Annotated in this window: 7 protein-coding genes; all 7 read left to right on the top strand. The window is 42.2% G+C overall.

The annotated features are described in order from the left end of the window. The first annotated feature begins 78 nt into the window (after positions 1-78). The 7 genes from AB5903_RS16970 (at position 79) to AB5903_RS16940 (ending at position 7,030) form a co-directional block, all read left to right on the top strand. On the top strand, positions 79-1,416 hold the full coding sequence (locus AB5903_RS16970) for a phenylacetate--CoA ligase family protein (protein ID WP_117857169.1): 1,338 nt from the start codon (positions 79-81) through the stop codon (positions 1,414-1,416). A gap of 109 nt (positions 1,417-1,525) precedes the next feature. Beyond that, on the top strand, positions 1,526-1,960 hold the full coding sequence (locus tag AB5903_RS16965; protein WP_270557592.1) for an acyltransferase: 435 nt from the start codon (positions 1,526-1,528) through the stop codon (positions 1,958-1,960). Between the two features lie 129 nt (positions 1,961-2,089). Further along, the gene (locus AB5903_RS16960; RefSeq protein ID WP_005653998.1) at positions 2,090-3,088 is read left to right on the top strand and encodes a peptidoglycan bridge formation glycyltransferase FemA/FemB family protein; all 999 of its coding nucleotides are present in this window, start codon (positions 2,090-2,092) and stop codon (positions 3,086-3,088) included. Continuing rightward, positions 3,085-4,386, top strand: a complete 1,302-nt coding sequence (locus tag AB5903_RS16955; RefSeq protein WP_005654001.1) for a UDP-glucose/GDP-mannose dehydrogenase family protein — start codon at positions 3,085-3,087, stop codon at positions 4,384-4,386. The genes AB5903_RS16960 and AB5903_RS16955 overlap by 4 nt, the downstream gene beginning before the upstream one ends. Then, complete coding sequence (locus tag AB5903_RS16950) at positions 4,361-5,461, top strand: hypothetical protein (protein WP_117906248.1); 1,101 nt, start codon at positions 4,361-4,363, stop codon at positions 5,459-5,461. The genes AB5903_RS16955 and AB5903_RS16950 overlap by 26 nt, the downstream gene beginning before the upstream one ends. Then, entirely contained in the window at positions 5,445-6,206 is a 762-nt protein-coding gene (locus tag AB5903_RS16945) for a hypothetical protein (protein WP_005654006.1), read from the top strand. Before AB5903_RS16950 ends, AB5903_RS16945 begins: the two co-directional genes overlap by 17 nt. A gap of 26 nt (positions 6,207-6,232) precedes the next feature. Further along, complete coding sequence (locus AB5903_RS16940; protein ID WP_005654008.1) at positions 6,233-7,030, top strand: polysaccharide biosynthesis/export family protein; 798 nt, start codon at positions 6,233-6,235, stop codon at positions 7,028-7,030. The last annotated feature ends 2 nt before the right edge of the window (positions 7,031-7,032 follow it).

The raw sequence follows: 7,032 nt of genomic DNA, 5'->3' as shown, positions 1-7,032 counted from the left end.
TTTCAAAAAACCGTGTAATTGACTATATTTCAATAATTTCAAAGAACTATTTATCCACTTTTACGGGACAGTAGTGATATGATATCTAATCATTGTGTTCAGGAACGGGTTATCCTGCCTTTGGGTGATATATTGACCGGGCAGTCGGTAAGCAAATATCTGCGTTTTCTGCAAAAGAGCCGGTATTGGAGCAGGGAGGAAATCGACAGGTTTCAGAACGAACGGCTGCGGCTGCTGATTACTCATGCTTACGGGCATGTTCCTTTTTATAGGGAAGAAATGGATAAGTTGCAGTTGACACCCGCGGATATTCGGACAAAAGAAGATTTACGCCTGTTGCCGATTGTAACAAAAGCCATGATAAAAAAAGAAGGTATTGAACGGTTTAAGGCTGCCGGTATTCCTGAAAAAAGTATTGTCCAAGGTGCGTCATCGGGTTCGACCGGTGAGCCGTTTCGTTATCTGACCACGAAAGATGATTACTCGGTGAATATTGCAGCCAATCTACGCGGCTGGTATGATATGGGGTGGCGACTGGGTGACAGGTATGTCAAGCTGAGTCAGAATCCGAGAAATAATCCTGTGAAACGGTTGCAGGATTATATGACTAACAATCTTTATCTGGCTACCAACCCGTTGACGGATGAGAATTTTGCCAATGTGTTGCGGCAGATAGAAAGTTATAAACCCCGGGTAATCCGTTGTTATCCCGACCCGCTTCTTTTACTGGCACGTTATAAACGTGTGCATCCGGAATTTGCCTGGTCGCCTGTGGCGATAACAACCACCGGCAATACCTTGTTTCCGGAAACGAGGAAAGAGATAGAAGAGGCCTGGGGATGTAAAGTGTTCGACTCATATAGCTGTGAGGGCAATTCGTGCGTTTTTGAATGTCCTACGCATACCTGCTATCATTCAACAGAAGAGTATGGAATATCGGAAGTAGTGGACGAACAGGGAAATCCCGTTAAAAAAGGGGTTGGGAGACTCGTATCAACGAGTTTGTGGAACATGGCACAGCCTTTTATCCGTTATGATACACAGGACTTTGTTGAAGTGGACGATACACCTTGCGAATGCGGCAGGGAGCATCTAAAGATAGTACGGATTTTAGGTCGGGATAATGATGTACTGGTAATGCCGTCGGGCAGACGGTTCATTGTACACAATTTTACCGTCTTCTTCCAGACGGATATTCCCGAACTGAAAAGGTCTATCGACCAATTCCAAGTAGTAAAGCAAAAGAGTGGTTGCGTAGTGTTCCGGTTAGTGGTGAACGAAAACTATGATACGGAAGTAGGGAACTATATTATTCGTTTCTGGCAGCAGGAATTCGGTGTACCGGTTACTATTGAGCTTTTAGCAGAACTTCCTGTTCTACACAATAACAAACGCCATTTCATTATCAGCGAGTAATAAGGATATTATGAATATACGATACAAATTGTGCCTTTTACTTTATTATGGTTTTGCCAGACATTTGCCAAAATCGACTGTACCGGTCATTGGTACTGCTGCAAAAAGAATGCGTGGAGCAATATGCCGTCATATATTGGGATGTTGCGGCAGTGGCAATAATATTGAGCAAGGCGCGTATATCGGGAATGGAAAAGACGTCCGGATAGGAAATAATGTAGGGCTTGGCAGGAATTTCAAGGTGCTTATGCGAATGCTTACTATTGGTGATAATGTGATGATGGGAGAAGATGTTCTCTTTTTAGGAGGAGGCCATCGGCATAGCCGTACAGATGTTCCCATGAATAAACAGGGTTCGGAAGGTAAAACTCCTTTATACATAGAAAGTGATGTGTGGATTGGTGCACGGGTTACGGTGTTGCCCGGTTGCAGACATATAGGACGTGGCGCGATTATCGGTGCTTGTGCCGTGGTAACCAAGGATGTACCGGATTTTGCTGTTGTAGCCGGTAATCCGGCTAAAGTGATGAAATACAGGCAATGAAAAGTACGTTTTTATAGATGTACAGTATATTAAATGGATATGGTTCAATGTGAGCCGAAAAGAGGGTCTTGAAAGGAGTTTTGAGCCAAGTACCGTGATTTTCCGCAATATTTAACATACATAGAACAGATGATATTTGTAAGTGAAAGAATAGATGTAACAGCTTGGGAAGAGCTGATTGCACAGTCTTCGACAGCCAATTTTTTCCAGACAAAGGAATGTTATGATTTTTATTCGGGTTTGTCTTTTTTGGAAGCTTTTGTATTTGGGGTTACCGAGAACGGATGTTTGAAAGGAATAGTGGTTGGCTATATACAAAAGGATGGAGGAAAACTAAAACAATATTTCTCGCGAAGAGCAATTGTGACAGGTGGAGCCTTGCTGGCAGATGATATCAGTGACAAAGCTTTGTCCGCACTTTTGACCTATTGCAGGAATAAATTGAATAAGAAAGCAATTTATATAGAGTTCCGTAATTTTAAAGATTACAGTTTGTATAGAGATGTGTTTCGTGAGAATGATTTTGAGTATATACCTCATTTGAATTTTCATATAGATTGCAGCAGCGAAGAAGTTATACAAAAGAATTTGCACAGTAGTAAAAAACGCGACATAAAAGCCGGTTTTAGAAAGGGCGCAATATTAGTGGACTCTCCGTCTTTGGATGAAGTTCGTGAATATTATCGGATTTTAGTCGATTTATATAGAAATAAAGTAAAGACTCCTCTATTTCCATTCGATTTTTTTGAGAAATTATACCAATCGGATTGGGGAAGGATTTTATTGATAAAATATCAAAATCAAATAATAGGTGGAGTGACATGTTCTATCTTAAAAAATAAGACTTTATATCATTGGTTTGTAGCTGGTTTGGATGAACGTTTTAAGTCAATACGCCCTTCCACATTGGCTACATGGGCTGCTATAGACCGAACTTTAAAGGAGCGGATTCCTATATCCGACATGATGGGGGCAGGAAAAGCCGATGAGAATTATGGAGTACGGGACTTTAAAGCGGCATTCGGCGGAAAGCTGGTAGAGTACGGACGTTTTTTATGCATCTTGAATCCGGTATTATATCATATCGGGAAAATAGGAGTAAAAATTTTAAAAAGAATAAAACAATGAACATTTCGTTTTTTGGATTAGGTTATGTAGGATGTGTAGGCATGGGATGTTTGGCACAGAACGGCCATAAAGTTATCGGGATAGACATTTCTTCCGAAAAGATTAAAAAAATAAACGAGGGGATGCCTACAATTGTAGAGGCAGGTATAGACGAAATAATCAGGGAACAGCATCTGCAAGGAAGAATCAGAGCTACACACGACTACATGGAGGCTGTGAGAGAAAGTGATATTTCTTTCGTGTGCGTAGGTACTCCTTCTACGAATAACGGACATTTGAACTTAAATTATATTTATCAGACCGCCGAAGAGATAGGAGAGGCATTGAAGGAGAAAAACGGTTTTCATATTATCGTCATCAGATCGACCGTATTTCCCGGTACGAATAAAGCAGTGGGTAAGATAATAGAGGATATGTCCGGAAAGACGCGGAATGTGCACTTTGCCGTTGTATCTAATCCGGAGTTCCTGAGAGAGGGAACGGCTGTAAATGATTACATGAATCCGCCACTGACGGTAATAGGTACGGACTGTGAAAAGGCACGGGATATTATGACGGAACTGTATGCACCGATGGGTGCACCCATTGAGACGGTTTCTATAGAAGTGGCGGAAATGATTAAGTATGTAAACAATTCCTATCATGCTCTCAAAGTGACTTTTGCCAATGAAATAGGAAGGGTGTGCAAGGCATACGGCATTGATTCGCACGAAGTGATGCGTATTTTCTGCATGGACAAACAGCTTAATATTTCCCCTTATTATTTTAAACCGGGATTTGCGTATGGCGGCAGTTGCCTGCCTAAAGACCTGAAAGCCCTGAAAACAATGGCGCATGACCTGTATGTGGAAACGCCGGTTCTGAATGCCATAGAAAGCAGCAACCAGCACCACATGGAAAACGCCATTGAGTGGATTCAGGCAGTAGGACATAAGAAAATCGGTGTATTGGGATTGAGCTTCAAGGCAGGAACGGATGATATGAGAAACAGCCCTATTATACATGTGATAGAAGCATTGTATGGTAAGGGGTATGAAATAAGGATATATGACAGAAGTGTTTCTTTGGCACGGCTGATAGGAAAGAATAAAAGCGTGATTGAAGAGAAGTTGCCGCATTTGAACTGTATGTTGCAGGATGATATGGACTCTTTGCTGGATTGGGCGGAAACGATTATCATTAGCAACAATGACGAGATTTTCAAATCGGTAAGGGTCAGAGATGGACAGGCGGTAATTGATTTGGTCAGGATAAAGGAGCTGGAGAAAGAAAATGGTTACAGGGGAATCTGCTGGTAGGAGCAGGAAGAGTGTATGGTTTGATATTTGCCATACTCCGCAATATAATTTCTATAAGAATTTCATCATCCGTCTGGCAGAAGAAGGGCATGTTGTGTATCTCACCGTATTGGACAGAGGGAAAATGCCTTTGATTGTTCGGAAAGAACTGGCTGCGTATCCTGCAATAAAGATTTATGTGATAGGCAGGCACAGACTTGCAAAATGGTCGGCTATCGTAGATGCCAATTTGATACGGATTGTCAAACTGTTTTTATGGTCATTGGATAAGCGGATAGATATAGCTTATTCCAATGCTTTCTTAAGCAGTGTCATAGGTAGAGTGAGAGGCTTTCATTCCTACACTTTTGATGATGACCCGCAGACTTTTGATTTCAGGCCCAAAATATGGTTTTCGAAAATATCTCATTACTGCCTTTACGAACTGCCGCCCGGTTATGTCTTATCTTCTAAGGTAAAAGTGTTGCCGGCCCTTAAGGAATGGGCATATCTGGCACCGAATGTGTTTACACCCGACAGAATATTCCTGGATAAATATAAACTGCATCCCAAAGAGTATTTCTTTGTGAGGGAGGTGTCGGTAGGTACGGTTAACTATACGGGACAACATGCGGGTGCCGTTATGGGTATTGCTTCGAAAATACCTCATGGTAGGAAAGTGTTGCTTTCTTTGGAAGATAAATCCATGAAAGAGAGGTATCCTGAAGATTGGATTCTGCTGGAAGAGCCGGTCGAGGGCATCCATTCTCTTATTTATTATAGTTGTGCTTTGATATCTTCGGGAGACAGCATGGCGCGTGAGGCTGCTTTATTGGGAGTGCCGTCGTATTATTTAGGAATCAGATATGATATGCCGGCAAATCGTGCTGCATCAAGGCTGGGAATTTTGCATAACCGGAAAAGCATGGATTTTGAGGAATGGATAGGCCGCTTTAAAGCAAAACAGGATTATGCCGGAGAGCAGGAGAGAGCCAGGGATACCATCAATCATTTATTTATAGATGTAAATGAGTACATGTATTCGTTTGTGGATGAACTTGATAACAGAAAAAGCAATAATGGATTTCACTCTTAAAACTTACCGGTCTCTTTTATCCGCACTGAGGCGGGCAGGTTATACCTTCCGAACATTTGAAGAATTCTTATCAGTTCCTGCTGACGGTAAAGTAGTGATATTGCGGCATGATATCGATAAAAGACCGGAGAATGCCTTACGGTTGGCACAGATAGAACATGCCTCGGGCGTGAAGGCTTCTTACTACATCAGGGTAGTAAAGGGTACTTGGAATGAAGAAATAATAGAACAAATAGTAGCTTTGGGACATGAAATGTCTTATCATTACGAAGACCTGACGATTACCAAAGGCAACTACGAAAAGGCTTTTGAACATTTCAAGGTACATTTGGCCGAAATACGCCGTTTTTATCCGGCCAAGACTGTTTGCATGCACGGAAGTCCGCTCAGCAGGTGGGATAACCGGAAACTGTGGGAGAAATATAATTATAGAGAAGCGGGGATTATCGGAGAACCGTATTTTGATGTGGATTATACGAAAGTACTCTATATCACAGATACGGGGCGGGCATGGAATAAGACAGGTGCGAGTGTAAGGGATAAAGTAGAAGGCGGCTTGGAACTGAAAGTCAAAAATACCCGCCGACTGATTACTTTAATCGGTAATGACGAGCTTCCTGAAAAGCTGATTATCAATACCCATCCGCAACGTTGGTTTGATTTTGGTTGGGGATGGATGAATGAATTTATTTGTCAGCATATAAAGAACGCAGTTAAAAAAGCACTTGTGGCTTTTATGCACTAATCTAAAAAAACAATCGATAAAATAATATGATAAAGAACATGAAGAAGTATGGATACATAGCCTTTGTACTATGTGTCCTGGCGGGTTGTGCGTCGCAAAAACAGATTTCGTACCTGCAAGATGTGCCGGATGACTATCGGCAAAAGATAACCCAGGATTATGACCTCAGGATTCATCCGGATGATTTGCTTTCCATTATGGTGAACAGTAAAGACCCCGAACTGGCACAGATGTTCAATCTGCCGATGGTAAGTTATCAGATAGCTAACAGCAATACAGGATATGCAGGAGGACAGAACCGGGTATTGGGGTATCTGGTGGACAAAGAGGGAAATATCGACTTTCCGCAGTTGGGAGTTATCAAAGTACAGGGAATGACACGTGCAGAACTGACAAAATATATCAAAAGCCAGTTGATAGAAAAGGGACTGGTAAAAGATCCCATCGTAACTATCCAGTTCCTGAACTTCAAAGTATCGGTATTGGGGGAGGTGAACCGGCCGGGAACATTCGAGATAACCAGCGACCGCATCACCTTGCTGGACGCATTGAGCCTTGCTGGCGACCTGACCATTTACGGGCAGCGCGAGAATATAAAGGTTGTCCGGGAAGAAAACGGAGAGCGGGTAGTGGTTTCGCTGGACTTGCGGAACAAAGATTTATTGTCGTCTCCTTATTATTATCTGCAACAGAATGACGTAGTGTACGTAGAACCCAATAAGGTAAAGGCAGGACAACGGGAGATAAACCAAAACAGAACCATAGGTACGTTTGCTTCCATACTATCGGTAATGGTATCCTTGGCCGTGCTTATATTCAAATAAAA

Origin of the sequence: Bacteroides sp. 2201st1_D9_2201SCRN_220225 (assembly GCF_040928965.1) — a bacterium.
In the GTDB taxonomy this organism is placed as follows: Bacteria; Bacteroidota; Bacteroidia; order Bacteroidales; family Bacteroidaceae; genus Bacteroides; species Bacteroides stercoris.
This window is presented reverse-complemented; position numbering and strand designations above follow the sequence as displayed.